The sequence below is a fragment of the Micromonospora ureilytica genome (assembly GCF_015751765.1).
Lineage (GTDB): Bacteria > Actinomycetota > Actinomycetes > Mycobacteriales > Micromonosporaceae > Micromonospora > Micromonospora ureilytica.
In genome coordinates this window covers 1,353,860-1,379,427 of the sequence record NZ_JADOTX010000001.1, presented here as the reverse complement: position 1 = coordinate 1,379,427, position 25,568 = coordinate 1,353,860, and the positions used below count along the sequence as shown (strand labels likewise).

The following is a 25,568-nucleotide window of genomic DNA, read 5'->3' as shown; positions in this document are numbered from 1 at the left end:
GCTCAGCTCAACTGTGGATCTGGCCGTGTGTGCTGCGTACACCTCCTTCAGGCTGCTGCCCCGCTCGTCGGTGGTGCGGTCGAGCTGCGCACGACGAGGCTGGTCGGAAGCACGATCTGGCTCGGCTCGTCCCACTCGCCGGTCACCAGTGACTTCAGCATCCGCGCGGCCTCGTACCCGAGCTGATACATCGACTGGTCCACTGTGGTCAGACCCGGCTGGGTCAACGCCGACTCGGGGATGTTGTCGAACCCGACGACGGACAGGTCTCCCGGCACGGAGAACCCCAACTCCCTGGCGACCTCCAGAACCTTGAGGGCCATCCCGTCGCTCGCCGCGAAGATCGCCGACGGCGGGTCCGGTCGTTGCAGCAGGACGCGCGCCAGCGGAGTCGCCGACTCGGGGTTGAAATCCCCTCGGCCGATCAGCGTCGGGTCGACCGGGATGCCGGCGGTGGTCAGCGCGGCCCGGTAGCCCTCCTCCCGCGACCAGGCCGAGGCCAGGCTGTCGCGGCCGGCGATGAACCCGATGCGCCGGTGGCCCAGGCCGAGCAGGTGCTCGACGGCGGTGGTGGCGCCAGCGAGGTTGTCGGAGATCACCGAGGGTGCCGTCGAGCCCCGCACCGGGTCGATGGCCACGACCGGCGTCCGGGTCCGGAAATCACCCCAGGGCGTGACGACGATGCAGCCGTCGGTGAGGGTGCCCGACAGCCGGGTCAGGTGCCGCTGTTCCCAACCCTCCGAGTACGACCCGTAGAGGTCGCTGTTGGCGTAGATGATCAGATCGAAGCCCGAGCGGCTCAGCGCCTTCATCACGCCCTTGAGCACCTCAGCCGTGTACGACTGGAAGCTGTGCGCAACGAGGCCCAGAACGTTGGTGCGGCTGCGCCGAAGGCTGGTGGCCACCAGGCTCGACTCGTAGCCGAGCTGCTCGATGGCGGAGCGCACCTGAGCGACAGTGCGAGCGCTGACGCCGTAATGCCCGTTGACGACACGCGAGACGGTGGCTGTGGAAACGCCGGCAGCTCGGGCGACATCACTCATTGTTACCGGCGCATTGACTTCAATCATGCGGCTCTCTCTGGACTGCAATCGTTATCGGTTACGTTTCCAGGATGTTGCCAACGTAACCGAGAACGATTACGAACACAAGACCTCTTCACCCTTAGTCAACTGCCAGGAAGAGGGTCCTAACCGGATGCTCGCAAGGGCGCGGCTGATCCTCGGATGCCGTTGCGGATAACGCAATCGGCGGCCTCTTCCGGCGGTCGAAGTGGAGCCCCGTTTTTCGCGCCGGTTCTACCCGTTGACAACAGGACGGCACACTCCGTCAAGAACCATTCCGCGACCCGGGTAAACGATCACAGCTGCCGAACTTCGGCGGTCCCGGAAAAGACCTTCGGCGTCGGCCGGTCCGGGTCCGCGGTGATCACAAAGGTGCCGGCGTGGGTACGGTCGGCAGCCGAGAAGCCGACGTACACCTCGATCTGCCCTGCCTCCACCGCGTAGGCCATGCTCCGGTCGTAGAAACCGAGCTGGCCCGTGGGGAGCGCGAACCGCACCGCCACCCGCTGACCGGCGGCCGCCGCGACGCGGGCGAAGGCCTTCAACTCCAGCACCGGCCGGGTGATCGTGGCCTGCGGGTCGCGGACGTAGAGCTGCACGACCTGCTCCCCCGCCCGGTCTCCGGTGTTGGTGACCGTGACCTCGACACCGACGCTGTCCCCGGCGCTGACCTCGGCGCTGTCCACCGCGGCGTCGTCGATGGCGAATGAGGTGTACCCGAGGCCGTGACCGAAGACGTATCGCGGGGCGACCGGCGAGTCCACGTAGTCGCCGTGCCAGTGTGACCGTCCGCCGGACACCTTGTGGCCGTAGAAGACGGGGATCTGGCCCACGCCACGGGGGTACGAGATCGGCAGCCTGCCGCTCGGGTTCACCTCACCGAGGAGCACCTCGGCGATCGCCTGCCCCCCGGTCTCCCCCGGCAACCAGGCCATCAGCACCGCTGCGCACTCCTCGTGCAGGAAGTCGCTGCCCACCGGTCGGCCGGCGACGAGCACCGCCACGACGGGCGTGCCGGTGGCGACGACGGCACGGACCAGCTCTTCCTGCACTCCCGGCAGGTCCAGACTGGACCGGTCCCGGGACTCGCCAGTGGTGGCCCCGGGCGTCAACCCCGAGCGGTCCCCCAGGACCAGCACCGCGACGTCGGCCGCCGCAGCGGCCGCGACCGCGTCGGCGAACCCGTCCGTCGACGGATCGAGCACGTCGCAGCCCTGGGCGAAGCGCAGCCGGTCGCCCAGCCGCGCCGCCAGTTCGTCACGCACCGTGGGCACACCGTCGGTGCTCTCGTCGATCTCCAGATCGTCCGGGATCGTCATCATCTCGCCGAGCAGACCACGGCGCTTGCGCGCCTCGACCAACGCCTCGATGTGGGCCGCGAACGAGTAGTCACCGAGGAGGTGTCGGGCGTCGTCGGCGTTCGGGCCGATGAGAGCGACAGTTCCGGCTCCCCCGAGCAGCGGCAGAACCCCGTCGTTCTTGAGCAGGACGAGGCTGCGACGGGCGATCTCCAGCGCCACGTCCCGGTGCCGCTCGGCGTTCGCCGCCGCCGCCGTCGCGGCCGCGTCCTCGTCGACGTACGGGTTCTCGAAGAGCCCGAGTTCGACCTTGTGCCGAAGGACCCGCGAGACCGCCTCGTCGAGCTGGGCCTCGCTGACCTCACCGGCGTCCAGGGCGCGGGTGAGTGCGTCGGCGTACGCGTCCGTCGCCGGAAGCTCGACGTCCACGCCCGCGCCGAGGCCCACCGTCGCGGCCTGCTGCTTGTCCTGCGCGAAGTGGTGGTACGAGTGGAGGTCGTTGACGGCGAAGTAGTCCGACACCACGCTGCCGGTGAAGCCCCACTGCCCACGGAGGACGTCGGCGAGGAGTTCCTGGTTGGCGTGGCAGGGGACGCCGTCGAGCTCGTGGTAGCCGGCCATCACCGACTGGAGCCCGCCCTCTCGGACCGCCGCCTCGAACGGATACAGGTACACCTCGCGCAGCAGACGTGGCGGCAGATGGGCCGGCGCCCAGTTCAGCCCACCCTCGGACGCCCCGTAGCCGACGAAGTGCTTGGCGGTGGCGAGGACGCCGTCGGCCAGGTCGACGCCCTGCAGCCCTCGGACGAACGCCACCCCCATCCGGGACACCAGGTACGGATCCTCGCCGTAGGTCTCCTCCGTCCGGCCCCACCGTGGGTCACGCACCACGTCGAGCACCGGCGACAGCCCCTGGTGGCTTCCCATGGCGCGCATCTGTGCGCGAACGGCGTCGGCCAGCTGCCTGTTGAGTTCCGGCGCCCAGGTGCTCGCGACACCGATCGCCTGCGGGAAGATGGTCGCCTCGCGGGCCATCACCCCCGAGCAGACCTCCTCGTGCACGATGGCCGGGATCCCCAGCCGGGTCTCGGTGACCAGGAAGCGCTGGATGGCATTGGCCGCCCGCGCCACCTGCGCGGCCTTCAGGCTGGTCGCGCCCGCGACGCGGGTCACGTGCCCCAGGCCGTGTCGAAGGATCGGCCGGGCCCGGTCGGCCGTGAACCGTCCGCCCTCCAGCAGTGTGAACGCCCAGGTGCTGCCCAGTTGCGCGAGTTTCTCCTCGCGGGTCATCCGGGCCAGCAGATCCGACACCCGTTCGTCGACGGGCGCTGTCGCATCGGCGTAGGTCGCCTCGATCGCCGGCTCAACAGTGGTCACCCGGTCACCCCAATCACCGCGACAAGCTGGCCGGCCAGAACATCGATCCAGGTGCCGTGTTCCCTTACGTAAACGTAATCGGTAACGTTTACATAGATCGAGAACGTAATCGAAGACGATCACCTTGTCCAGAGCTCACACTGCCTCCACCACCCCTCGGTCCCGGCGCTCGGGCAGAGATCCCGCGTCGGACCTCGCACGAAGGGAGCCAGCCCTGAACACCGACCTCGACAGCGCGCCGGAGAACGTCGTGAACACGGCCCGCTTGACCCTGGACCCCCGCCGACGCGTCGCACCGGTGCCCCGCCGGATCTTCGGCTCGTTCGTCGAACACCTGGGTCGCTGCGTCTACACCGGAATCTACGAGCCGGGGCACCCGACTGCCGACGCCGACGGCTTCCGGGGCGACGTCCTCGCGCTGGTGCGCGAGTTGGGCGTCACCACCGTGCGCTATCCGGGCGGCAACTTCGTCTCCTCCTACCGCTGGGAGGACGGCGTCGGCCCGGTCGACAAACGGCCGGCGAGGCTCGACCTCGCCTGGCACAGCCTGGAGACCAACGCGTTCGGGCTCGACGAGTTCATGCGCTGGGTCGGCAAGGCCGACGTGGACCCGATCATGGCCGTCAACCTCGGCACCCGTGGCACCGCCGAGGCAGTCGACCTGCTCGAGTACGCCAATCACCGCGGTGGGAGTCACCTCGCCGACCAGCGCCGCGACAACGGCGCGGTCGACCCGTACGGGATCAAGCTGTGGTGCCTGGGCAACGAGATGGACGGCCCGTGGCAGGTGGGCCAGCGCAGCGCGACCGAGTACGGGCGGCTCGCGGCACAGACCGCGAAGGCCATGCGCCGCTTCGATCCCGACCTCGAACTCGTCGCCTGCGGCTCCTCACACCTGGGTATGCCGACCTTCGGCAGCTGGGAGCGCGACGTGCTGACCGAGGCGTACGACGACGTCGACCTGATCTCGCTGCACGCCTACTACCAGCCGGCCGACGACGACCTGGCCAGCTTCCTCGCCTCGGCCGAGGACATGGACAGGTACATCGACGCCGTCACCGCCATCGCCGACTCGGTCGGGGCGATCCGTCGGTCGACCAAGAAGATCATGATCGCGTTCGACGAGTGGAACGTCTGGTACCAGTCCGCCGCCCCGTCCACGCCGCCCAGCGGCGAGGACTGGCCGGTCGCGCCGCCACTGCTGGAGGACCACTACAGCGTGGCGGACGCGGTCGTCGTCGGTGGCCTGCTCATCAGCCTGCTGCGGCACAGCGACCGGGTGAGCGCGGCCTGCCAGGCCCAACTGGTGAACGTCATCGCACCGATCATGACCGAGCCGGGCGGCTCGGCCTGGCGCCAGACCATCTTCCACCCCTTCGCCCGCACCGCCCGGCACGCCCAGGGCACCGTGCTGGACGTGCTGCGCGACGGCAGCACGACGACCACCGACCGCTACGGTGAGATCGACGCTGTCGACGCGGTCTCCACCTGGGACGACAGCACCGGGGAGATGACCGTCTTCCTCGTCAACCGCGTCCTCGACACCCCGGCCGAGGTGACAATCGACGTCGCCGGCGCCCTGGTGACCGACATCGTCGAGTGCGTCACCGTCGGCGGCACCGACCTGCACGCCAAGAACACGGCCGACGGCCCGGACCACGCCGCGCCGCGCCCCAACGACACGGCACGCGGCGCCGACGCCACCGTCCAGCTGACTCTTCCGCCCGCGTCCTGGACCATGCTGCGACTGCACGCCACCGACACGACCCCGTGACCGGCTGACGAACGGTCCCGGACGCGCCCCGGCCGCGCACACCCTGGCTTTCACCAGGGTGTGCGCGGCCGGGGCTTCCCCACCACAGGGAGTACGGGGTCGAGCCCGTTGTTACCGGGCGTCGACCGGGGCGCTGTCGGAGTCGTTGAAGAGCTTGTCGCCCTGGTAGCGGGCGACCACCGGCCCGTCCAGCTCGCCAAGGACGGTCTTCTTCAGCCGGGCGACGCCGTGGTGCACCGGCGCCGACCCCAGGCGGGTGTCACCCGCGTAGAAGTCGACAGTGCCGGAGGGCGTGGACGTGCTGGTGCTGACCGCGCCAACCGTCGCGGTGGCGGTGACAGTCGTGTGGCGCGATCCGCCGACCGGTGACGTGGTGACGTCGAGATCGGTGGTGGTGGTTCGGAAGGTCAGGGTGCGCAGGTAGTGGTTCAGCAGCGGACGCCACACGTGCCAGGTGTGCACGCCCGGCACGTTGTACTCGTCCAGCTCGACGCCGGCGGCCCGCAGGGCGGCGGCGTTAAGCTGCGAGTTCTCGGCGATGTTGCCCAGGCGATCCTGGAGCCCGGTACCGATCGTGATGCCGCCGGCCACGGCCTTCATGCTGTCGATCTGCGCCTGGGTGGCCGCCGGGCCGCCCGCGCTCCAGGCCGCGTGGTAGCCGAACAGGTCGGTGTGGTTGTACATGATGGTGTACGCCCGGCTGCCGCCGGCGGAGAAGCCGGCGAACGCGCGGTCCTGTGCCCGGGTCGAGACGTGGTAGTTCTGCTCGACGAACGGGAAGATGTTGTTCCGCAGTTCGTCGACGTAGCCCTCGTTGCCACCGGGGAGGCCGTTGAAGTCGGTGGACACGATCACCATGGGCTGCGCCGCCCGATCCTTGATCGCGTTCTCCAGGATGAGGTGGGCCACGCCCTGCATCGTCCAGGCGGTCGAGTGGTCGCCGCTGCCGTGGCTCAGGTAGAGGGTCGGGTACGGCGTGGCCCGGTTGGGGTCGTAGCCATGCGGCAGGTAGACGACCATGTCGTGGACCCCTACCGGGTTCGTCGACAGCGGTGAGGTGTACCGCCGAGACTCCAGCCGGCCGACCCTGGCGACCGGCGCCTGGTAGCCGGTGTCGTACGTCGGGAACTTCCTGCTGGCCGGGACGTAGATCGTGCTGCGTACCGCGCCGGGCGCTCCCGGATATTGCGGCTGGATCTGCCACCGGTTGGCGGGGTCGTCGTGCAGGGCACAGCCGGTCGCGAGCTCGTTGGCGCAGTCGTGGGTGAAGGCGTAGCGGAAGGTGCCCGCCGGCAGCGGAGTGGTGAAGGTCCAGACGCCGTCGGGCCCCTTCCGCATGGCCTGGATGTGCCACGGGGTGGCCGCGACGTCGCCGGGCTGCCACTCGGCGGGCGGCCGGCCGTCGCCGCAGTCCTGACAGGGAATGTTCTCCGGACGGGAGTAGAACCAGTCGCCGTAGACGTGGACCTGTTGGACATCCTCGGGCGCCCGGTACCGGAAGGTGACGGTGTAGCCGGTCGGCGGCTTGTCGGTGCGGGTCACTGTCGGGCCCAGGGGTGCCGGCGGTGCGGCCGAGGCCGCCGGCGCGGCGAGTGTCCCGGCCGTGACGGTGATGGCGGCGAGCAGCGCGAGCATCAGCCGGCGTCTGCGTGCCGGCAGCAGGGGACGGGGAGGTGCGACGGGCATGTTCCTGCTCCCTCTTCGGCGTGTGGTCAGACCGCACCGAGCGGCCGACCGACCATTCGATGGTGAGGTGAAGGGATACCAGTAACGAGCGATGCAGCAATGCGAGCGCTAACATCGTTCCCTGTCGAAAACCAAACCACGAATCGCATTGACGGTCAAGACAGGTCCGTAATTCGAATCAGAAAATTGCGTGGAAAACAATTCGGGCGCGCTTCAGCGGCACCACGACGACTGGCGCGCGAATTCTCTGTCGGGTCAATTTTGTCGAGGAATTCGCGCGCCAGTCGCAGGTGGCCCGGAAACGCACCCGGGAGAGACCGGCAGCCGCGGTTATTCGACCGCTGGCTGCAACCTCCCATCGACTCGCCGGGAAATGGCTGTGTACTCGTCGCGCAACTCCTCGGGAAGGACCCAGGCCGGGGCGTCCTGCCACGCCAGCGGGCGGAGGAACCGGCGGATCGAGGTGGCGCCCACCGACGTGTGCACGGCGTTTGTCGACGGCCACGGTCCGCCGTGGTGCTGGGCCCACGACACCCGTACACCTGTGGGATAGCCGTCGAAGACGATGCGACCCGCGCGGGCGGCGAGCACGTCGACAAGCCCGCGTACGACGTCGGCGTCGTCGCCCGGTCCGCGGTGCAGCGAACCGGTCAGCGACGGCGGGACGGTGGCCAGCGCGGCGTCGAGGTCGGCGGCGTCGTCGTAGCGGACCACGATCAGAAGCGGGCCGAAGCACTCGTCGGCGATCTCGGCGGTCAGACCGGCGAGGCCGACCTCCAGGAGGGCCGGAGCCACTGTGAAGCCCGCTCCCTGCTCGACGGTGGGTCGCGCCGAGACCCGAGCGCCGGCCCGCTCGAACTCCGTGGCCCGGCTCTCGTACGCGTCGCGGATGCGCTCGTTGAGCAGGACCGTGCCACCCGACGCGTCGACTCTCGCCCGCAGGGTCTCGACCAGGCGGTCACCACCCGGGTCCGACGGAACGAACGCCAGGCCGGGCTTGGTGCAGAGCTGGCCGCCCGAGTTCGTGAAGGAGCCGAACAGCCCCTCGGCGATCTGGTCTCCCCGGGCGGCGGCCGCGTCGGGCAGGACGACGATCGGGTTCACGCTGCTCAGTTCGGCGTACAGGGGAATGGGGTCGGGCCGTTCGTCGATGGCCGCCTGGATGGCGCGGGCGGCGTTGACCGAGCCGGTCAGGGCGGCCGCGCGGATCGCCGGGTGACGCACCAGCGAGCGACCGGCCTGCTCCCCGTACACGGTCGCGACGACACCCTCGGGCCCGCCGAGGTCGCGGACGGCCGACTCGATCGCGGCGGCGGAGGCGTGCGAGGTCAACGGGTGGGACGGGTGGGCCTTCAGGATCGTCGGACACCCGGCGGCGAGCGCCGCGGCCGTGTCACCGCCGGCGACCGAGAAGGCGAACGGGAAGTTGCTGGCCCCGAAGACGGCGACCGGCCCGAGGGGGACGAGCATCCTCCGCAGGTCCGGGCCGCGGCCGAGCGGTGTGTCGGCGGCGTGGTCGATGGTCGCCTCGACGTACGCTCCGTCGCGCAGCACCTCGCCGAACATCCGGAACTGGAGCGCCGCCCGGGTGAGTTCCCCGTCGAGTCGCGCGTGGCTCAGCCCGGTCTCCGCCTCGGCGGCAGCGACCAGGTCCACCCGACGGGACTCCAGCGACGCGGCGATGGCGTCCAGCAACTCCGCACGGCCGAGCCGCCCGCGGGCGGCCAGCCACTGCGCCGCCGGGGACGTCTGACCGGCGATCACCTCCAGCCGAGATTCGTCGGTCTCGGTAAGCTCCGTCTCGCGACGCTTACCGTCGCGCGGATCGACAGTGATGACCACGTTCACAGCAGTCCTCTCCTTACCAGATTGCCCATGAGATCGCGGACGCCGAAGTGCCAGGGCTCGCACTCCTCCGCGTGCCGCACCCGGTTGACCAGGGTGCCAAGTGCCGGGCAGCTGATCCGTACCACGTCGTCGACCTTGTGGGTGAAGCCCTCACCGGGGCGGTCCCGGTCCTGGATGGGCGCGAACATCGTGCCGAGCATCAGTGCGGCGCCGTCGGGATAGCGGTGGTGCGGCCCGATCAGCTGCCGGACCAGTTCCTCCGGAGCACGCGACATCTGGGTCATCTCCGAGACCGCCTCCAGGTGGAAGCCGTCCACGCCGCGAACCTCCAGGCGCACCTCGAGTTCGCGTACCTGATCCATGCCGAACCGGTCGTCGAAGAGCCGGATCAGGGGGCCGAGAGCGCAGGAGGCGTTGTTGTCCTTCGCCAGGGGAAGCAGGAGCGCCGAGCGGCCCTCGATGTCGCGCAGGTTCACGTCGTTGCCGAGGGTGGCGCCGACGATCCGGCCGCTGGACTGGACGATCAGCGTGACCTCGGGTTCCGGGTTGTTCCAGGTCGACGCGGCGAGCACACCGACCGGAACGGCGGTGCCGACGGCGGAGAGGATCTGTCCCTTGGTGAAGATCTCGGCGTCCGGGCCGATCCCCACCTCCAGGTACTGACTCCACATACCCTCGGCGACCAGCAGACCCTTGAGCCGATCCGCCTCGGGCGAGCCCGCCTCCAGGCTGTGCAGGTCGACACCGACGTCGGCGAGCATGCGCTGCCGAATGTCCGCCGCCAGTGCCAGGTCTCCCCGCGCCCGTTCCTCGATAACCCGTTCGATCATCGAGACCGGGAAGGTCACGCCGGCGGCCTTGAGCGCCTGGAGGTCGACCGGGGCGAGCAGCCAGGGGCGACCACTGTCGCGGGTGGCGGCCCCCGTGTTGGCCAGGATCTCCCCGAAGTCGCCCACCCTCGGCCCGTCCAACCCGGCCACCGTCGCTGCGGGATCGGGCAGCTCACAGATGTCGCGGACGGTCGGGAACCGGTGGCTGAGGTCGATGACCTCGCCGTCGCGGACGGTCACCGGCGAGGGGCCGTCGCCGGACGGGTCCCAGATCCGGCCGATGAGGACGCTGTCGGGGTCGTCCGGCAACGCCTCGGCGGCGGTGCCGGCCCAGTCCGCACCCGCGGCCGACCCCCGGGGCCGTGGCACCGTCATGAGTCGCTCTCCAGGTTGAAGAAGGACCGCTCGTCGCGGGGACGGATGTCGTACACGGCGTCCTGGAACATCCGCAGCGGGTGCGGTGTGAACGGGTGCTGCTCGATCACTGTGAGATCCACCTCGATGCCCAGGCCGATCCCGGTCGGGATGAGGATGTCACCGTCGTCCGTCAGCACCAGCCGCTCGTTGGTGATCTCGGGACGCCAGGGCACGTCGGTCGCCATGATCTCCAGGTACCGGAAGTTGGGCAGCGTCGCCCCGAGTTGCAGCGTCGCGGCCGTGCTGAGTGGACCGCTCGGGTTGTGCGGCGCGAAGCCCACGTAGCTGGTCGCGGCGAGCGTGGAGATGAAAGCCAGTTCGGCGATCCCGCCGGCGTGCGTGACGTCGGGCTGGACGAAGTCGACGGCCTGGCGGGCCAGTGCCGGCGCGAAGCCCTGCCGGCCGTACCACCGCTCCCCCGCTGCGATCGGCACCGGCGACGCGCGGCGGATGTCGACGAGCGCGTCGAGGTTGTCCGGTGGGCAGGGCTCCTCGAACCACACCGGGTCGAACTGGGCGATCTCGGTGGCGACCTTGATGGCGTGGCGGACGTCGAAGCGGCCGTGCCCCTCGACGAACAACTCGACATCGCGGCCCACCGCCTGACGGACGGCGTCGATCTGGGCGAGCACCCGGTCCAACTGTGCGGTGGTGATGGTCAGGTCGTAGTTCTCGAACGGGTCCCACTTGAGGCCCCGGAAGCCGGACTCCACAGTCCGGCGCGCGGCGGCCGCGTAGTCCTCCGGCGTGACGGCGCCGGAGAACCAACCATTCGCGTACGCCCGAACCCGATCCCGGGTCGTGCCGCCGAGCAGCCGGGAGACCGGTACGCCGAGCTCACGGGCCGAGATGTCCCACAGGGCCATCTCCAGCGAGCTCAACGCGGTCATGATGACCGGCCCACCGCGCCAGTACCAGTCCCGCGCGGTCTCGTAGAGGATCTTCGAGATGCTCGTGGGATCCAGCCCCACCACTGCCTCGGCCAGCTCGGCGATGGCACCCTGGACGGCGCGTTCCTTGCCCTCCAGGGTGGCCTCACCGAGCCCGATGATGCCCTCGTCGGTGTGGACGCGCACGATCACGAGGTTCGTGCGGTAGAAGTCGACGACAAGTGTGTCGACAGAGACGATCTTCATCTTTCGGCTCAACCCTTCACCGCACCGGCGGTCATGCCGGACACCACGTACTTCTGGACCAGCAGGTAGAAGGCGACGGCGGGCAGTGTGAACAGGAAGGCGACAGCCATCACCGTCTGGATCGGTGTACCCAGTTCGCCGATGAAGTTCGCGATGCCGACGGAGGCGGGTTGCAGATCGGGGTTGAAGATGAACGTCACAGCGAACACGTACTCGTTCCAGGCGTGGAAGAAGGCGATGACCGCGGTGGCCGCGATCGACGGCGCGATGAGCGGCACGTTGATGCGGGTCAGGGTGGTGAAGGGCCGGGCACCGTCGGCGCGCGCGGCTTCCTCCAGCTCCTTCGGGATGCCGTCGATGGCGCCCTTGAGGATCAGCGCGACGATCGGCAGGACGAACGCGGAGTTCACCAGGATGAGGCCGGTCAGCGAGTCGAGCAGTTCGAAACGGCGGAACAGCGCGAACAGCGGGACGACCATGAGCGCCTCGGGGAGCATCTGCGTGAACAGCAGCACGACGGTCAGCACGGCCTTGCCCCAGAACGAGAACCGGGACAGCGCGTAGCCGAGCGGGATGCCCAGGCCGACGGAGAGGACCATCGTGCCGACGGCGATGATCAGGCTGTTGAGCAGCCACCCGGCCGCCTTGCCCTCGGCCAGCGCATCCACGAAGACCCCGAACTGACCGAGGTCCGGCGTGAGCCGGGGCTGATCGGCGAAGAGGTCGCTGTTGCTGGACAGCGCCGTGACGAACATCCAGTACAGCGGGAACACCGCGACACCCAGTACGACGAGCACGGCGACGATCCGTGCGGTGACACCGAAACGGAAGCGCCTCATCGGACGTCCCCCTTCTCCACGGCACGGGCGACCAGGCGGCTGCCGATGATGACGATGAGCGAGATGACGACGCCGACCATTCCGATGGCCGCCGCCGATCCGAGTTCCTTCGAGTCGAACGCCTGCGAGTAGAGGTCGATGACGAGCGTCTCGGTGGCGCCGACCGGCCCGCCCTTGGTCATCAGCCAGATCAGCTCGAACCGCCGCAGCGACCAGATCGTCATCAGCAACGCCAGCAGGCCCACTGTCGGCTTGATGACCTGCCAGGTGACGGCCCGGAAGGTGGCCCATCGTCCCGCGCCGTCCACTGTCGCGGCCTCGTTGAGGTCCTGGGGAACGGACTGCAGCGCGGAGAGCAGCACCACTGAGGTGAACGGGAACAGCTGCCAGATGGTCGTCGCGAGCACCGCCGGAAGCGCGTAGCGCGAGCTGTCCAGGATGGCGCCGCCGGGCACACCGAGTCCCACGGCGTCGAGGAAGCGGTTCACGATGCCGTACTGCGCGTTGAGCATCCAGGTGGCGATGAGCGCGACCGCGATGCCCGGAGCGGCCCAGGGGACGGTCACCAGCGCCCGAGCCACGCCACGGCCCCGAAACTTCTTGTTGAGCAGGAGCGCGACGCCGAGCCCGGCGCCGATCGCGACGACCACACAGGTGATCACGTAGACGACGGTGATCAGCAGGGTGCGATGGAATTCCGGGTCGCTGAAGATCCGGTTGAAGTTGTCGAGCCCGACCCACTCGCTGCGGGTGGGGTTGAGCAGTCTCGTCCTGGTGAAGCTGAGGTACACCTCCTGAACGAGGGGTACCGCCTGGAAGACGAGGATGAACAGGGCGGCGGGTGCCAGGAACAGGTACGGCGTCCACTTGCTGCCCAACGGGCTGGGCCGACGCCGGGGCCGGCCCGGGGGTGTTGTCTTCGGTACTCCGGTCTGCTCGACCACAGTCATCGGGTTTGATCCTTCGGGGGGAAGGACGCTGCCGGCGCACGAACCGTCGCGCCGGCAGCGTCGCCGTGTCGAGCTGTCAGCGGACCAGTTCGGTCGCCTGCTGCTGGGCACGATCCAGCGCCGACTTGAGGTCGGCCTTGCCCTGCAGTGCCGCGACCACGTTCTGCACGACCACCTTGCGGATGTCCGGCGTCTTGGCCTCGAATCCCAGCACGATCTGCGGCAGGCTGGTCTCGGTGAGTCCGTCGAAGACGGGGAGGAACGGGGTCGCCTTGAGGGACTCCGCGCTGCGCTGCGTGGTGGTGGCGACGCTGCTCGCGCCGAGGATCTCCTGCAGCTTGACCTGGTTCTGCGGCTCCAGCGCCCACTTGATGAAGGTGCCGGCCTCGTCCTTGCCCTCGCTCGCCTCGTTGATCACGATCGGTGCGAGGATCGCGCCCTGCTTGCGGACCGGGAACGGGATGGGCGCGACGGTGAAGTTGAGCTTCGCGTTCTGGCCGCGCGTGGCGGTCACGTAGCCGCCGTTGTTGAGTTCCATCCCGACCTTGCCCTCGGCGAACATCCGCCGGAACGTCGCCGCGTCGGCGCCGCGCGGGATCACGTTCGCGTCGTACAGGTCCTTGAACGCCTGCAGGCCCTTGAGGTTCTCGGGCGAGTTGATCGTCAGGTTCTTACCGTCGGACCACGCGCCGCCGAAGCCGTAGACGTAGTTGAAGATGTCCTGCCAGACGCCGGCCTCCTCGGCCTCCGTCTGGCGGAACGCCAGGCCGAAGACGTCACCCTTGGTCAGCGACTTCGCCGTGGAGGTGAACTGCTCGTAGGTGGTCGGCGGCGTCGGGATCAGGTCGGCGTTGTAGAACATCGCGTAGTTCGACGCCTCGAAGATGACGCCGTGCCGGACACCGTCGTGGACCATGAACTGGTCCGGCTGCTTGAGCAGGTCGTACTTGCCGGCGTCGATCACCTTGTCCAGCGGCGCGACGAGGCCGGCGTCCGAGGCCGCCTCGAACTCGGGCATGTCGAACCGGACGAGGTCGGGGCCCTTGCCGCTGCCCATCTGGGTGAGCACGGTCTGGCCGAAGGTCGGGTACGGCACCGCGGCGGCGGACACCTGGACCTTGGTCTGGCTCTGATTGAACTCGTCGAGCCACTTCGTCAACAGGGGCCCGCGGCCCGGGTCGCCGAAGGTCGAGGCGGCGAAGGTCAGTTTGGTGACGCCGTCGCCGGAGTCGCCGTCGGAACCGCAACCGGTCAAGAGAGTGGCGACCAGGCCGAGGGCACATGTCGCCCTGGCGATGCCGAAACGAGCGCGCTGATTACCCATCGTTACTCCACTGTTACAAGTTGGCGTCGAGCGGATGAAATTGCAACGATCGTAGCGCCATGTGCAACGGTGTCAAGTGGCGATTGCGTATCGCGTCATCTATATTGCATAATGTGCAATGACAGCGACGGCGCTGCCCGTCGCGCGAGGGGAGAAACAGCCTTGGCGCAATCGATTCGCCGCGCGATCGACCTCATCCGTCGATCCGCGGAGCACCCGCTGTCCCTTACGGAGGCTGCGGACGTGCTCGGCGTCCACAAGTCCACAGCCCTGCGCATCCTGCAGACACTGGAGTCCGCGCGCTTCGTCCGCCGGACCGGCGCGGGCACCTACGTGCTCGGCAGCGGCCTGATCGAGTTGTCCGAGCTCGCGCTCGGCTCGATGGACCTCCGCCAGCCCGCCGCCGCCCACCTGCGTGCGCTGCAACGCGAGACCGGCCACACCGTACACCTGGCGCAACTGACCGGCGACGAGATCATCTATATCGACAAGGTGGACAGTCCGGCCTTCGACGCCGTCAAGCTGCCGTCCCGGGTGGGACGCGCGGTGTCCATCTACGCGAGCGCCGTGGGCAAGACGATCCTGGCCTACCTTCCCCGCCAGGAACGCGACCGCCTGCTCTCCCACGTCGTCTTCGAGAAATTCACCGACACCACCTTCACCGACCACGACGTCCTGGAAGCCGAACTCGCCCGCATCCACGACTGCGGCTGGGCCATGGACAACGGCGAGCACGACGCCTACGTGATGTGCGTGGCCGCGCCGATCAGGGATTCCCGAGGACAGGTCATCGCCGCAGTCTCGATAACGGCAATCGAGGTCATCGCCAACCTCGACCAGCTGAAGAGCAACCTTCCGCTGCTCCTGGACACCGCCAACAAGATCTCGTACGAGCTCGGCTACGCGTCGCCCGCCCTGGCGAGCCCGGACGGTGAGAGCCGCTCCACGACCTGACCGCGCACGTCCCGGGCGATCACCGCGTTCTCGGCGCCGACCCGCCGGTGACGCGGTGGTGCTCGTCGGTCTCCATGCCGATGAATGCCTCGATCATGCCCCGGTAGATCCGCTCGACCAGATCCGGGTCGGCGCCGGCCTCGCTGGCCAAGCTGCGGACCCGGGCCACCACCTGCGCCACCCGGTCCGGCGCACGGACCGCCTGGGCGTCACTCTTGAGCGGGGCCGCCTGCCGGACCAGCGCCTCCCGCCGGGCGAGCAGCCCGACCAGTTCACGGTCCAGTTCGTCGATCCGAGAGCGGATCTCGGCCAACGTCGCCGCAGTCTCTTCCACGCCGGAAATCGTCGCACGGTGGCGACCTGATCGGGCGAACATCCACGCACGCTCAGCGCAGCAGCGCCATCCGGTCGATGATGGACTCGCGCAGCCCCGGTGGCCACGGGAACAACGGCGTGGCCACCTGGAGCTCGGCGAACCCGTGCAGCCCGACCCAGAGCGCCGTCGCGTCGCCGAAGGGGTCCGCGCTGGCCGATCGTCCCGCCGCGACGCAGTCGGCGAGCGTACGCCGGAAGATCTCGAAGGCTCCCATGCCGAGCACGGCGAGTTCGTCCGCCATGGCCGGCGCCCGCTCAAGGGCCTGTCCGGCATCCCAGACAGCGCCGAACATCACCCGGTACTGATGCGGACGGCGTTCGGCGAAGGTCAGGTAGGCCGCGCAGATCGCGCGCAGCCGCTCGACCGGATCCGCGTCATCCGGTGCGCCCAGTTCCTGCTCCAGGATGCCGAACGCGCGTTGCGCGACCGCCAGGAGGATCGAGTCCAGGTCCGGAAAGTGCGGATAGATCGACGGCGCGGAGATGCCGGCCTGGCGGGCGACCCCCCGCAGGGTCACGTTCTGTGGCGTGCCGTCCTCCAGGAGCGTCATCGCGGCGTCGACGATCTCGTCGCGCAGTTGGGCGCCCTCGCCGCGCTTGTTGCGGGCCCTCGTTCTCGGTGTGGTCACCCCTTGACTTTACAGACGTTAGGTCAGCGCGTAAGTTAACGGCTGTAAGTTCACATCCGTTTCCTAGAGATGGAGACCCCCATGACCGCCGCGACCGCTACCCGAATCGACATCGCCGCCCCCACCAATCGCGCCGACCTCGTCGGCCGTGGACTGGCGGCCCTCGCCGCCCTCGCCACCGGCGTCGCATTCGTCAACGGCGTGCTGCTGACCGTCAACGCCAGCGACGACCGCCTGTTCATCGAAGGCTGGCGAGTTTCCAGCTTCGGCATCTTCGCCGCTCTCTTCGCCCTGCTCGCGGTCAGGCCGCGTCAAGCGGCCGGCGTCTGGGAGATCGTGCTCGCCGGCAAGGCCGCTCTCGTGGTGTTCGGCGCGCTGATCGGAGACGTCCCGGAGGCACGCCTGTCGGCCATCATCGACTTCGGACTCGTCGCCGTCGTCGCGGCGGCCTACGTGCTGTGCCGCGGCTGGTTGGCCTGGCGTCCCGCGACCACCAACCCGACCCGATGACGGAGACGACAATGCCCTCAACCTCGCATCCCCGCACCCAGGAGGACCGCGCCACCCGGCGCGCGGACCGGACCACCATCATCTCGATCTGGTCGGTCCCGGTCCTGGTCATCGGCCAGCTCGCCATGCTGGCCATCGTCCCGGTCACCCTCGCGCTGATCGTCAGCCTGCGGCACGCCCACCTCCGCGGACTACGCCGCTGGACTGTCGCTCTCGCCGCCGCCTACGCCACACCGCTGATCCTCTGGGCCATTGGGCCCGAACGCGCCCCGAGCCTGTCCAAGGACATGCACCCGGCCTTCGCCGCACTGATCGTCGTCGCCGCGCTGGCCGCGGCCACGGCCTTCCACCTCGGCCGCCGACGCCCGAGCACGACCGGCGGGTCGTCGAGCGAGCGGTCGGACTTCCCGGCCGCGCCGTGACCGAGCCGCTGCTCCCCCGCGCGGGCAGGCGCGTCGGATCGCCCGTCGCCGTCATCCGACGGTGGCGGGCGATCCGAGCGTTCACTATCGAGGGAACGGGCCCCACTGCTTGCGGGCAGACCTCCTGGAGGACGACGGGTCAGCCGAGCGGCAGGGTGGCCAGCGCCAGGTTGGGGTCGACGCCGGTGGTGTACGCGGCACTGAGCACGTAGACGGTACGGCCGCGCACGGCCACCGCTGTCGGGTTCTGCAACCCGTCGGCGGCCGTCATCAGCGTTCGGGAACGGCCGGCCGCGTCGATGCTCACCACAGTGTTCGGTCCGTTCAGTGTGGCGATGACCTGTCGGTCACCGGCACCGACGAACGCGAAGTCGTCGATGCCGACCAGGCCGGTCGCCGCCACCCGGACCGGCCCGGGTCGGCCGTGCCGCAGCGGAATGCGCAGCAGCGTGCCGTGGTCGAGGTTGGTCGCCCAGACCGCATCGGCGCGTACCTTGATGCCGTTGGCGCCCAGGAAGCCGGCCGCGGCGAGCTCGGGTGCCGAGGACCAGACCTCGGCACGGCCGCCTTCCAGCGGAACTGTCGAGATCGTGCCGAGCACGGAGTCCGTGAGGAAGAACCTCTTCGCCTCGGCGTCGAAGGCCAGGCCATTGGGGAGCCCATCGGCTGGCAGAGCCGCGATGCGGTGCGGCGCCCGGCCGGGGCGCAGCCGGTACAGACCCGTGCTGGTGGCATCGCCGCTCGCGTAGAGGAAGTAGAGGGTGCCGTCACTCATGCGGACGATGCCCGTGGTCAGCGCGAACGCGAGCACCGGCGTGTTGACGCCGCCATCGGCGGGGGCCGGCAGGGTCGCCAGGATCCGCGTCCCGCCGGACGGGGTGACCGCGGCGACCTGTCGGGCGGCCGCGAAGGTGACGTAGGCGGTGCCGTCCGGGCCGACCGCGACGTTCTCCGGCATCTGCCCCTTCGTCAGGTCGAAGTGGACAGCGATCCGCGACGACACCGGCGCGGCCGACGCCCAGGGTTGCTCGACGGTGCGGGCCGCTGCGGTCGCGGCAGGTGCGGCGCTCGACGGTACGACCGTCACGACGCCGATTCCCGCTGCTGCGACAGCGACTGCGAGGGTCATCGTTCTCTTACGCATTTCTGTCCCTACTCACGGTGTTGTCGATGGGCTTGAAAAGGGCGCGACGGGTCCGGCGCTCCTCGCGGAGCACCTCGTGTCGAGCCGATGGGAAGGTTGCTACTCGCGCCTGACGAGGGGCTGCGGAGCGCCGGCACGGGTGGTGACCGCGCCGTGCACGAGCAACGTCATCGCGGCGTGAGATGCCGAGCCGGGTTCGGTGGTGGCGACCACGACGGTCTGGCCGTCCTCGGTACGCAGGGTCTGCTGTGTCACGTCCATCGCGCCGACCAGCGGATGACGCATCTGGTAGACCGTGTCGCCGCCGGCCTTCACCCGGTGGTCGGCCCACATGGCGGCGAACTCCGGACTCCGCACCGTCAGCTCACCAACCAGCGCGGCCATCAGCGGATCGTCCGGGTGCTGCCCGGAAGCCATCCGCAGTGTCGCCACCACCGCGCGGGCCTTTGTGGGCCAGTCCGCGTACAGGTCGCGGGTGTGTGTGTCCAGAAACACCAGCCGTGCCATGTTCGGCTGCTGGTTCGGCCGCTCCGGGATCTCCGGAGTCAGGTGGCCGGCGAACAGGGCATGACCGGCGGTGTTCCAGGCCAGCACGTCGGCGCGGCGACCGAGCACCACCACGGGTACGTCACCAAGCGTCGCGACGAGCTGGCGTACCGCCGGGCTCACCCGCTCCGGGGAAGGGCGACGTACGGCGGGCCGACGGCGGGTCCCGGCCGCCAGCTCGCCCAGATGGCGGCGCTCCGCGTCGTCGAGCCGCAGCGCTCGGGCAAGCGCGTCGAGCACCTCGGGTGAGGCGTTCACGGCCTGCCCCTGCTCCAGCCGCGAGTAGTACGACACGCTCACCCCGGCCAGCAGGGCCAACTCCTCCCGGCGCAGCCCTCGAACCCGGCGCCGCTCACCGTATGTCGCCACGCCGGTGTCCTCCGGCCGCAGCTGGGAGCGCCGGGCCTGGAGGAAATCGCCGAGCTGTCCTCTCGCGTTCATGACTCGAAGTATTGCGAGCCCGGCCCGCCCCAACCACTCCCTGCCAGGAGTAGGCACCGCATGCCGAGGCAGCCCGTACGCGAGGCGACCCGGCGTCAGAGGGCGGCGGCGCTGCCCGTGATGGCGCCGGCGCGAAGGCCATGGTCGACGAAGTTGATCAGCCAGGTGAAGCTCTCGTCGACGGACGCGTCGATCTGGAACCCGCCGGCCGCCTCCAGGGTCGCGAACCCGTGCAGAACGCTGCGCAGCGTTCGCATGGCGTGGATCTCCTGGTCGGGTTCCAGCCCGTATCCGCGCAGCATGGCCGCCCAGGAGGCGAGCACTCGCTCGCTGGCCGGGATGAACGGGTCGTCGGGGCCGGTCGGACGGGCGGTGTTGGCTGCGGCGTACCGGCCGGGGTGTTCCCGCACGTAGGTCCGCATCGCCTGGGCGCCGGCGGCGAGGGCATCGCTGCCGGACCGGCCCTGGATGGCGTCGCGGATGGCATCGCCGGCCTCGGTCATGCCCTGTATGGCGATCCGGTGCGCCAGGTCGGCCTGGCTGGTGACGTGCTTGTAGAGCGAGGGGGTCTTGATCCCGAGCCGTTCGGCGAGCAGGCCCATGCTGAGGTTGTCGAAGCCGACCTCGTCGACGAGCGCGGCTGCGGCTTCGGTGACCGATGCCGGGGTGAGCCGGGCCTTAGGCACTGGTCAGCGTCCGGGCGAGGAACGGCAGGGCCAGGGCGACGACCTCGTCGGGCGTCTGGACGTGCGGGTAGTGGCCCGCGCCCTCGATGACAGCCAGCTCGCCGAGCCCTCGCGGCAGGTCGGCGATGACGCGTTCGCCCTCGGCCCGCGGGTCGGCCCAGTCGGGGTCGGCGCTGCCCTGGATCACCAGGACCGGGCGGGTGACGTTGGGCAGTTGCCGACCGGCGTCGGCCGGGCTGGTCTTGGCCATGGCCTGGAGAACCTTCATTCGGCCGGGCTCACTCATCTTGGCCTCGATGCGGGCCAGCTCGCTGTCCCAGTCGGCGGGCTTGGTGGGGATCGCCACGTCGAGGTACTTGCGCCAGTTCGCCAGGCTGCCCCGCATGAGCACCTGGGCCAGTTGGAGATAGCCGGCCCGGAAGCGCTTCACCCGCACCAGCCCACCCAGGTCGAAGGACTGTACTCGGGTGAACGGCGCCAGCTCGATGACGCCGGCGATCAGCTCGGGTGCGGTGGCCGCCGCGACGGTCGCGGCACCGCCGCTGATCGACTGGCCGATGATCACGGCCGGGCCGCCGAGGTGGCGCACGACGGCGACGAGGTCGCCCGCGATGTCGGTGCGGCTGTAGCCGTCCCAGCCGAGGCTGGAGTCGCCGCAGCCGCGGATGTCGACGTTGGCGACCCGGTATCCGGCAGCTACCAGGGCCGGAGCGACGAACCGGTAGGAGTGCCGGCTGTCGCCCATGCCGTGCGCCAGGACGACCAGCGGGCCCTGCCCGGTGACCTCGTAGGCGATGGTGTTGCCGGCAATGCGCAGGTGTTCGGTCATGACGTCCTCCACTGAAGCTAACGTGATTAGCTAAAGGCTAACGGCATTAGCCGTGGAGGGCAAGCGGCTGTCGCCTCGGCATGGCCTGACGGCCGTATAGTGCCGCGATGGAAACGGACAGGGTGCGACAGGCTTACACTTCCGTCGCGGAGCTCTACATCGAGCTGTTCGGCACCAGCCAGCAGGTGGACCCCGACGACCTCGCCCTCATCAGACGACACCTGGGCAGCCGGCCCGGCCGGGTGCTCGATCTGGGGTGCGGGCCCGGCCACCTCACCGGCTACCTTCGTGAGCTGGGTGTCGACGCCGTGGGGATCGACCTGGTCCCCGAGTTCATCGCGCACGCGCGGGCGTCCCACCCGGGCGTCGAGTTCCACCTCGGTTCGATGGAACACCTCGACGTCGCCGAGGACTCCATCGACGGCATCCTGGCCTGGTACTCGTTGATCCATCTTCCGCCGCCGGAGCTCGACGGCATGCTCAAGGAGTTCCGGCGAGTGCTGGTCCCAGCCGGGCGGCTGGTCCTGGGCGTCTTCGACGCCGAGGAGGTCGGCGCCTTCGACCACAAGGTCCTGACCGCCTACCGCTGGCCGCCCGACGAGATCTCCGAACGGCTCGGCCGCGCCGGCTTCCGGGAGGTCGAACGCCTGCGGCGGCCCGGCACCGACGAGCATCGGCTGCTTGCCGCCATCGCGGCGATCGCGGTGTGAGGACGCCGAGGGCCGGCCTCCCACGACGGGAGGCCGGCCCTCGCCCACCTGAACGCCCGCGTCGACGCGGGCGTCCGCTACGGCGGCAGCGCGCTCAGGCGCTGAGCTTGCCGGCGATCTTGACGACCCGCTCGGCCATGTGGTCGAGGGCGGCGAACTGGGCGTCACCCAGCGGGGCGTCGTTGCCTCCGCCGGTCACGTGCGAGACGCCGTACGGGTTGCCGTCGGCGAACTTCAGCGGGTCGGTGTAGCCCGGGGCGACGACCAGACCGCCGAAGTGGTGGACGGTGTTGTAGAGCGCCAGAAGAGTCGACTCCTGGCCGCCGTGCGCGGTCATGGATGCGGTGAAGCCGGCGTACACCTTGTCGGCGAGCAGCCCCTGCGCCCACTGCGGGCCGAGCGTGTCGATGAACTGCTTGAGCTGGCTGGCGACGTTGCCGTACCGGGTGGGCGTGCCGAACAGCACAGCGTCCGCCCAGACGACGTCGTCGGCGGTCGCCTTCGGCTCGTTCTTCGTGGCGTCGAAGTGCTGACTCCAGGCGGCGTTGGAGGCGATGGCCTCCGCCGGGGCGAGCTCCGGAACCTGACGCAGCCGCACCTCGGCGCCGGCCTTCTCGCCAGCCTCGGCGAGGCGCTTGGCCATGGCGTGGAGGGTTCCGGTGGACGAGTAGTAGATGACGGAGAGCTTGGTCATCGGAGGGTCCTTCCCAAAGTAGTTGCCGCTGATAAATTTGCGGCCGCAACAATCTCGACAGTAGCAGCCACCTCGCGGCACCCCAACATCCTGACCATGCCCACCCGCGTGACGGCGCACACCAGGAGACGGGCGCGCGGCTGCGGCCGTCCAGCCGATGAGCCGGGATGGCGTGGGCCCCTACGATGAGGCGATGGACCCCGCTGGGCCGCCGCCGGCGACGCGGTACCACCTGCTCGGACCGGTCGAGGTACGGTCGGCCTGCGGCGAACGGCTGGCTCTCGGCACGCCGATGCAGGTGCGCCTCCTGGCAGTCCTGATGTCGCAGCCCGGCACCGGGTGGTCCATCGACCAACTCGTCGACGAGCTGTGGCAGGGGCGCCCACCGAAGACGGCAGCCGGCAACGTGAAGACCTACGTCTGGGCGTTGCGCCGGGCGCTGCGCTCCCCGGGCCTCCCCGACCCCGCCATCCTCGCCGGGCCCACCGGCTACCACCTCGCCCTCGACGGGCAGACGGTGGACAGCGTGGCCTTCGACGACCTGGCCCAGCGCGGGTATTCCGCGCTGCGGCAGGGTCACTTGGCAGCCGCCCAGGAGTCGTTCGAGGCGGCGTTGGCGCTCTGGCGTGGGGAGCCGTTCGCGGGCCTCCCCGGCTGGGGGGTGTTGCTCTCCGTCCGAACGCGGCTCCAGGAGCAGCGCTCAAGCCTGGTGGAGGAGGTAGCAGACCTCCAGCTGCGCGCCGGACGGCATCACGAGCTGATCGAACCGCTGCGGAGCCAGGTCGACGCCGATCCGCTGCGCGAGCGCCCATGGGGGCAACTGATGGTGGCCCTGGCGCGGGCGGGCCGACGCGCCGACGCGCTGGCGACGTACCGGCAGCTCCGCCAGCTCCTCGCCGAGGAGCTGGGAGTCGAGCCCGGCCCCGATCTCCAACACCTGCACACCCGCATCCTGCGCGCGGATCGGGAGGTGTTCACATCCGATCCGCGGCCACCGGAAAGATGCCCGCCGCGGGTCATCCCCCGGCAGCTGCCGGCCGCACCGGCGTTGTTCACCGGCCGGGCCGGGGAGCTGGCCCGGCTCACCACGCTGCTGCTCGGTGACCCCGGCTCGGCCGACACCGTCGTCATCACCGGCACCGGCGGCGTCGGAAAGAGTTGGCTGGCGTTGCGCTGGGCGCACGACAACCTGCGCCACTTTCCGGACGGACAGCTCCACGTCGACCTGGGTGGATTCGGCACCGCGACGCAGGAGGCGTCACCGTCGGCAGTCGTCGTACGCTCGCTCCTGCCCGCCCTGGGTGTGAAGACCCTCGAGATCCCCGCCGAGCCGGCGGCCCAGTTCGCCCTGTACCGCAGCCTGACCGCGGATCGTCGGCTGCTCGTGCTGCTCGACAACGCCCGCGACGCGGAACAGGTACGGCCGCTGCTTCCGGGGTCGACAGGCTGCGGTGTGCTCGTGACGAGTCGCCACACCCTGCCCGGCCTGGTCGCCGCCGATGGCGCCCAGCCCCTCGCGCTGGACCTGCCCAGCGACGACGAAGCGCGCCAGCTGCTCGTACGCCGGCTGGGTGCGCAGCGGGCCGCCGCCCAGCCGGCAGCGGTCGACGAACTGATCAGACGTACCGCGCGATTGCCTCTGGCCCTGTCCATCGTGGCCGCGCGGGCCGCCGCCAGACCCACGTTTCCGCTCCAGGCCATCGCCGACGACCTGGCGGCGAGTCGGGGCGGGCTCGCCGCCCTGGCCACCGACGACGCCGCCACCGACGTGCGGACCGTGCTCTCCTGGTCGTACCGACTGCTCGGCGCGGACGCGGCCCGGCTGTTCCGGCAGATCAGCCTGCACCCCGCCGCGGACGTCAGCGCGGCGGCGGCGGCCAGCCTCGCCGGGGCGCCGCCGCACCTGATCCGGCCGGCGCTCGACGAGTTGACCCGCGCGAACCTGCTGGCCGAGGAGTCCCCCAACCGCTTCCGCTGTCACGATCTGCTCCGCGCCTACGGCGAGGAGCTGACGCACGCGCTCGACCGTCCGGCCGACCGTCGAGCCGTCCGGGGGCGCGTACTCGACCACTACCTGTGTATCGCTCGCGCCGCGGCCAGGCTTGTCGACACCGGTTGGCAGCCGCTCGATCCGACGCCCCTGCACGCCGACGCGTCGCCGCCGGCGTTCGCCGACCACCGGGCCGCGCTGGCCTGGTTCACCATCGAACAGCCTGTGCTGCTGGCCGCCGTCGACGACGCGGTCACGCACCGCTTCGACGCCCACGCCGGGCAGCTCGCCCAGGCCCTCACTCCCCTGCTCGGCCGGCTCTCGCAGTGGCACGACCTGGCCGCCGTACAGGCCATCGCGGTCACGGTCGCGCACCGCCACGGTGACCCACGGGCCGAGGCGCTGGCCCACCGGGACCTCGCGCTGGCCCACATCCAGCACCGCCGGTTCGGTGCGGCTCACCATCACCTTCGGCGGGCGATGGCGCGGTACGACCAGGCCGGGGACCGCCCGGGGCAGGCCAGCGTCCATCTGCACCTCGCCTGGCTGTCCGACATCGAGGGCGACGCCGGCGCGGCACTGCGGCACGCCAGGGACGCGCTGGCGCTGGCCAGCAGCACCGACGACCGGCTCGGCGAGGCGGCCGCGCTCAACGCGCTCGGCTGGAGCCACGCGCAGCTGGACGAGCACGCCCGCGCCATCACCTACTGCGAGCGGGCGCTCGCGCTCTACGAGGAGGCCGAGGACCGGCTCGGCGCGGCCCACACCTGGGACAGTCTCGGATTCGCCTACCACGGCCTCGGGAAACACCCGACCGCGGCCGACTGCTACCGGCGCGCCCTGGCGCTCTACTCGGACGTCCAGGACCCGTGCGGGAAGGCGGACACACTCGTCCGCCTCGGCGACACCCATCAGGCGGTGGGCGACCACGACATCTCGGTCGACCTGTGGCGGCAGGCGCTGACCATCCTCGACCGGGTCGGTCATCCACAGGCCGCGGTGCTGTCCGAGCGGCTGGCGGCGTGCCGATGAAATCCCCGTGCCCACCGTTCCGGCGTGGATCCGACGTGGACCGGGCGTCGGCAGGCTGGACGA

General features: G+C 70.0%; 22 protein-coding genes. 6 read left to right on the top strand and 16 right to left on the bottom strand.

Going from position 1 to position 25,568, the window contains the following annotated elements; translation table 11 throughout:
* Positions 1 to 47: 47 nt before the first annotated feature.
* Together IW248_RS06015 and IW248_RS06010 are read right to left on the bottom strand one after the other, a co-directional pair.
* Positions 48 to 1,043, bottom strand: coding sequence for a LacI family DNA-binding transcriptional regulator (locus IW248_RS06015; RefSeq protein ID WP_231396201.1), 996 nt, complete (start codon positions 1,041 to 1,043; stop codon positions 48 to 50).
* Positions 1,044 to 1,360: 317 nt separating this feature from the next.
* Positions 1,361 to 3,739 (bottom strand): glycoside hydrolase family 3 N-terminal domain-containing protein, encoded by a 2,379-nt coding sequence (locus IW248_RS06010; protein WP_196926042.1) that lies wholly within the window; start codon positions 3,737 to 3,739, stop codon positions 1,361 to 1,363.
* A gap of 250 nt (positions 3,740 to 3,989) precedes the next feature.
* Here IW248_RS06010 and arfA point away from each other — a divergent pair, with 250 nt between their 5' ends.
* Positions 3,990 to 5,513, top strand: coding sequence for an arabinosylfuranosidase ArfA (arfA, locus tag IW248_RS06005; protein WP_196926041.1), 1,524 nt, complete (start codon positions 3,990 to 3,992; stop codon positions 5,511 to 5,513).
* Between the two features lie 111 nt (positions 5,514 to 5,624).
* Here arfA and IW248_RS06000 read toward each other — a convergent pair whose 3' ends face one another.
* From IW248_RS06000 to IW248_RS05970, 7 genes are all read right to left on the bottom strand, one after another.
* Positions 5,625 to 7,199, bottom strand: coding sequence for an alpha/beta hydrolase-fold protein (locus tag IW248_RS06000; protein WP_196926040.1), 1,575 nt, complete (start codon positions 7,197 to 7,199; stop codon positions 5,625 to 5,627).
* Positions 7,200 to 7,529: 330 nt separating this feature from the next.
* Positions 7,530 to 9,047 carry an aldehyde dehydrogenase family protein gene (locus IW248_RS05995; protein WP_196926039.1) on the bottom strand — a complete coding sequence of 506 codons (1,518 nt, stop codon included), beginning with the start codon at positions 9,045 to 9,047 and terminating at the stop codon, positions 7,530 to 7,532.
* A complete protein-coding gene (locus IW248_RS05990; protein WP_196926038.1) occupies positions 9,044 to 10,252 on the bottom strand; it encodes a fumarylacetoacetate hydrolase family protein in 1,209 nt (402 codons plus the stop codon). Before IW248_RS05990 ends, IW248_RS05995 begins: the two co-directional genes overlap by 4 nt.
* On the bottom strand, positions 10,249 to 11,430 hold the full coding sequence (locus tag IW248_RS05985; protein ID WP_196926037.1) for a mandelate racemase/muconate lactonizing enzyme family protein: 1,182 nt from the start codon (positions 11,428 to 11,430) through the stop codon (positions 10,249 to 10,251). The genes IW248_RS05990 and IW248_RS05985 overlap by 4 nt, the downstream gene beginning before the upstream one ends.
* 8 nt (positions 11,431 to 11,438) lie before the next feature.
* Positions 11,439 to 12,269, bottom strand: coding sequence for a carbohydrate ABC transporter permease (locus tag IW248_RS05980; protein ID WP_196926036.1), 831 nt, complete (start codon positions 12,267 to 12,269; stop codon positions 11,439 to 11,441).
* Entirely contained in the window at positions 12,266 to 13,219 is a 954-nt protein-coding gene (locus IW248_RS05975) for a carbohydrate ABC transporter permease (RefSeq protein WP_196926035.1), read from the bottom strand. Before IW248_RS05975 ends, IW248_RS05980 begins: the two co-directional genes overlap by 4 nt.
* A 76-nt stretch (positions 13,220 to 13,295) precedes the next feature.
* A complete protein-coding gene (locus IW248_RS05970; RefSeq protein ID WP_196926034.1) occupies positions 13,296 to 14,543 on the bottom strand; it encodes an ABC transporter substrate-binding protein in 1,248 nt (415 codons plus the stop codon).
* 111 nt (positions 14,544 to 14,654) lie between these two features.
* On the opposite strand from IW248_RS05970, the gene IW248_RS05965 reads away from it, so the two are divergent.
* The gene (locus IW248_RS05965) at positions 14,655 to 15,497 is read left to right on the top strand and encodes an IclR family transcriptional regulator (protein WP_196926033.1); all 843 of its coding nucleotides are present in this window, start codon (positions 14,655 to 14,657) and stop codon (positions 15,495 to 15,497) included.
* A gap of 19 nt (positions 15,498 to 15,516) precedes the next feature.
* Here the strand turns inward: IW248_RS05965 and IW248_RS05960 are convergent, their stop codons facing one another.
* Together IW248_RS05960 and IW248_RS05955 are read right to left on the bottom strand one after the other, a co-directional pair.
* Entirely contained in the window at positions 15,517 to 15,831 is a 315-nt protein-coding gene (locus IW248_RS05960) for a chorismate mutase (RefSeq protein WP_196926032.1), read from the bottom strand.
* 52 nt (positions 15,832 to 15,883) lie between these two features.
* Entirely contained in the window at positions 15,884 to 16,501 is a 618-nt protein-coding gene (locus IW248_RS05955; protein ID WP_240639114.1) for a TetR/AcrR family transcriptional regulator, read from the bottom strand.
* 81 nt (positions 16,502 to 16,582) lie between these two features.
* On the opposite strand from IW248_RS05955, the gene IW248_RS05950 reads away from it, so the two are divergent.
* Together IW248_RS05950 and IW248_RS05945 are read left to right on the top strand one after the other, a co-directional pair.
* On the top strand, positions 16,583 to 17,011 hold the full coding sequence (locus IW248_RS05950) for a hypothetical protein (RefSeq protein ID WP_196926031.1): 429 nt from the start codon (positions 16,583 to 16,585) through the stop codon (positions 17,009 to 17,011).
* An 11-nt stretch (positions 17,012 to 17,022) separates the two neighbouring features.
* Positions 17,023 to 17,433: a hypothetical protein gene (locus tag IW248_RS05945; protein WP_196926030.1), complete on the top strand. Its 411-nt coding sequence runs from the start codon at positions 17,023 to 17,025 to the stop codon at positions 17,431 to 17,433.
* A gap of 139 nt (positions 17,434 to 17,572) precedes the next feature.
* Here IW248_RS05945 and IW248_RS05940 read toward each other — a convergent pair whose 3' ends face one another.
* From IW248_RS05940 to IW248_RS05925, 4 genes are all read right to left on the bottom strand, one after another.
* Positions 17,573 to 18,562, bottom strand: coding sequence for an SMP-30/gluconolactonase/LRE family protein (locus tag IW248_RS05940; RefSeq protein WP_231396199.1), 990 nt, complete (start codon positions 18,560 to 18,562; stop codon positions 17,573 to 17,575).
* Between the two features lie 114 nt (positions 18,563 to 18,676).
* Positions 18,677 to 19,564, bottom strand: a complete 888-nt coding sequence (locus tag IW248_RS05935; protein ID WP_196926028.1) for a helix-turn-helix transcriptional regulator — start codon at positions 19,562 to 19,564, stop codon at positions 18,677 to 18,679.
* Between the two features lie 95 nt (positions 19,565 to 19,659).
* Positions 19,660 to 20,250: a TetR/AcrR family transcriptional regulator gene (locus IW248_RS05930; protein WP_196926027.1), complete on the bottom strand. Its 591-nt coding sequence runs from the start codon at positions 20,248 to 20,250 to the stop codon at positions 19,660 to 19,662.
* Positions 20,243 to 21,079: an alpha/beta fold hydrolase gene (locus tag IW248_RS05925; protein WP_196926026.1), complete on the bottom strand. Its 837-nt coding sequence runs from the start codon at positions 21,077 to 21,079 to the stop codon at positions 20,243 to 20,245. Before IW248_RS05925 ends, IW248_RS05930 begins: the two co-directional genes overlap by 8 nt.
* Before the next feature lie 107 nt (positions 21,080 to 21,186).
* Here IW248_RS05925 and IW248_RS05920 point away from each other — a divergent pair, with 107 nt between their 5' ends.
* Positions 21,187 to 21,789: a class I SAM-dependent DNA methyltransferase gene (locus tag IW248_RS05920; RefSeq protein ID WP_196926025.1), complete on the top strand. Its 603-nt coding sequence runs from the start codon at positions 21,187 to 21,189 to the stop codon at positions 21,787 to 21,789.
* A gap of 94 nt (positions 21,790 to 21,883) precedes the next feature.
* Here IW248_RS05920 and wrbA read toward each other — a convergent pair whose 3' ends face one another.
* Positions 21,884 to 22,483, bottom strand: coding sequence for an NAD(P)H:quinone oxidoreductase (gene wrbA, locus IW248_RS05915; protein WP_196926024.1), 600 nt, complete (start codon positions 22,481 to 22,483; stop codon positions 21,884 to 21,886).
* Positions 22,484 to 22,676: 193 nt separating this feature from the next.
* On the opposite strand from wrbA, the gene IW248_RS05910 reads away from it, so the two are divergent.
* The gene (locus tag IW248_RS05910) at positions 22,677 to 25,505 is read left to right on the top strand and encodes an AfsR/SARP family transcriptional regulator (protein ID WP_196926023.1); all 2,829 of its coding nucleotides are present in this window, start codon (positions 22,677 to 22,679) and stop codon (positions 25,503 to 25,505) included.
* Positions 25,506 to 25,568: the final 63 nt, after the last annotated feature.

What these genes read in the sequence shown, in the direction of transcription:
- IW248_RS05965 (WP_196926033.1), top strand. Translation starts at nt 14,655, where the DNA reads ATGTGCAATGACAGCGACGGCGCTGCCCGTCGCGCGAGGGGAGAAACA.
- IW248_RS05925 (WP_196926026.1), bottom strand. Translation starts at nt 21,079, where the DNA reads ATGACCGAACACCTGCGCATTGCCGGCAACACCATCGCCTACGAGGTC.
- IW248_RS05970 (WP_196926034.1), bottom strand. Translation starts at nt 14,543, where the DNA reads ATGGGTAATCAGCGCGCTCGTTTCGGCATCGCCAGGGCGACATGTGCC.
- IW248_RS06015 (WP_231396201.1), bottom strand. Translation starts at nt 1,043, where the DNA reads ATGAGTGATGTCGCCCGAGCTGCCGGCGTTTCCACAGCCACCGTCTCG.
- IW248_RS05945 (WP_196926030.1), top strand. Translation starts at nt 17,023, where the DNA reads ATGCCCTCAACCTCGCATCCCCGCACCCAGGAGGACCGCGCCACCCGG.
- IW248_RS05985 (WP_196926037.1), bottom strand. Translation starts at nt 11,430, where the DNA reads ATGAAGATCGTCTCTGTCGACACACTTGTCGTCGACTTCTACCGCACG.
- IW248_RS05910 (WP_196926023.1), top strand. Translation starts at nt 22,677, where the DNA reads ATGGACCCCGCTGGGCCGCCGCCGGCGACGCGGTACCACCTGCTCGGA.
- IW248_RS05935 (WP_196926028.1), bottom strand. Translation starts at nt 19,564, where the DNA reads ATGAACGCGAGAGGACAGCTCGGCGATTTCCTCCAGGCCCGGCGCTCC.
- IW248_RS05990 (WP_196926038.1), bottom strand. Translation starts at nt 10,252, where the DNA reads ATGACGGTGCCACGGCCCCGGGGGTCGGCCGCGGGTGCGGACTGGGCC.
- wrbA (WP_196926024.1), bottom strand. Translation starts at nt 22,483, where the DNA reads ATGACCAAGCTCTCCGTCATCTACTACTCGTCCACCGGAACCCTCCAC.
- IW248_RS05980 (WP_196926036.1), bottom strand. Translation starts at nt 12,269, where the DNA reads ATGAGGCGCTTCCGTTTCGGTGTCACCGCACGGATCGTCGCCGTGCTC.
- IW248_RS05940 (WP_231396199.1), bottom strand. Translation starts at nt 18,562, where the DNA reads ATGACCCTCGCAGTCGCTGTCGCAGCAGCGGGAATCGGCGTCGTGACG.
- IW248_RS06000 (WP_196926040.1), bottom strand. Translation starts at nt 7,199, where the DNA reads ATGCCCGTCGCACCTCCCCGTCCCCTGCTGCCGGCACGCAGACGCCGG.
- IW248_RS05950 (WP_196926031.1), top strand. Translation starts at nt 16,583, where the DNA reads ATGACCGCCGCGACCGCTACCCGAATCGACATCGCCGCCCCCACCAAT.
- IW248_RS05920 (WP_196926025.1), top strand. Translation starts at nt 21,187, where the DNA reads ATGGAAACGGACAGGGTGCGACAGGCTTACACTTCCGTCGCGGAGCTC.
- IW248_RS05975 (WP_196926035.1), bottom strand. Translation starts at nt 13,219, where the DNA reads ATGACTGTGGTCGAGCAGACCGGAGTACCGAAGACAACACCCCCGGGC.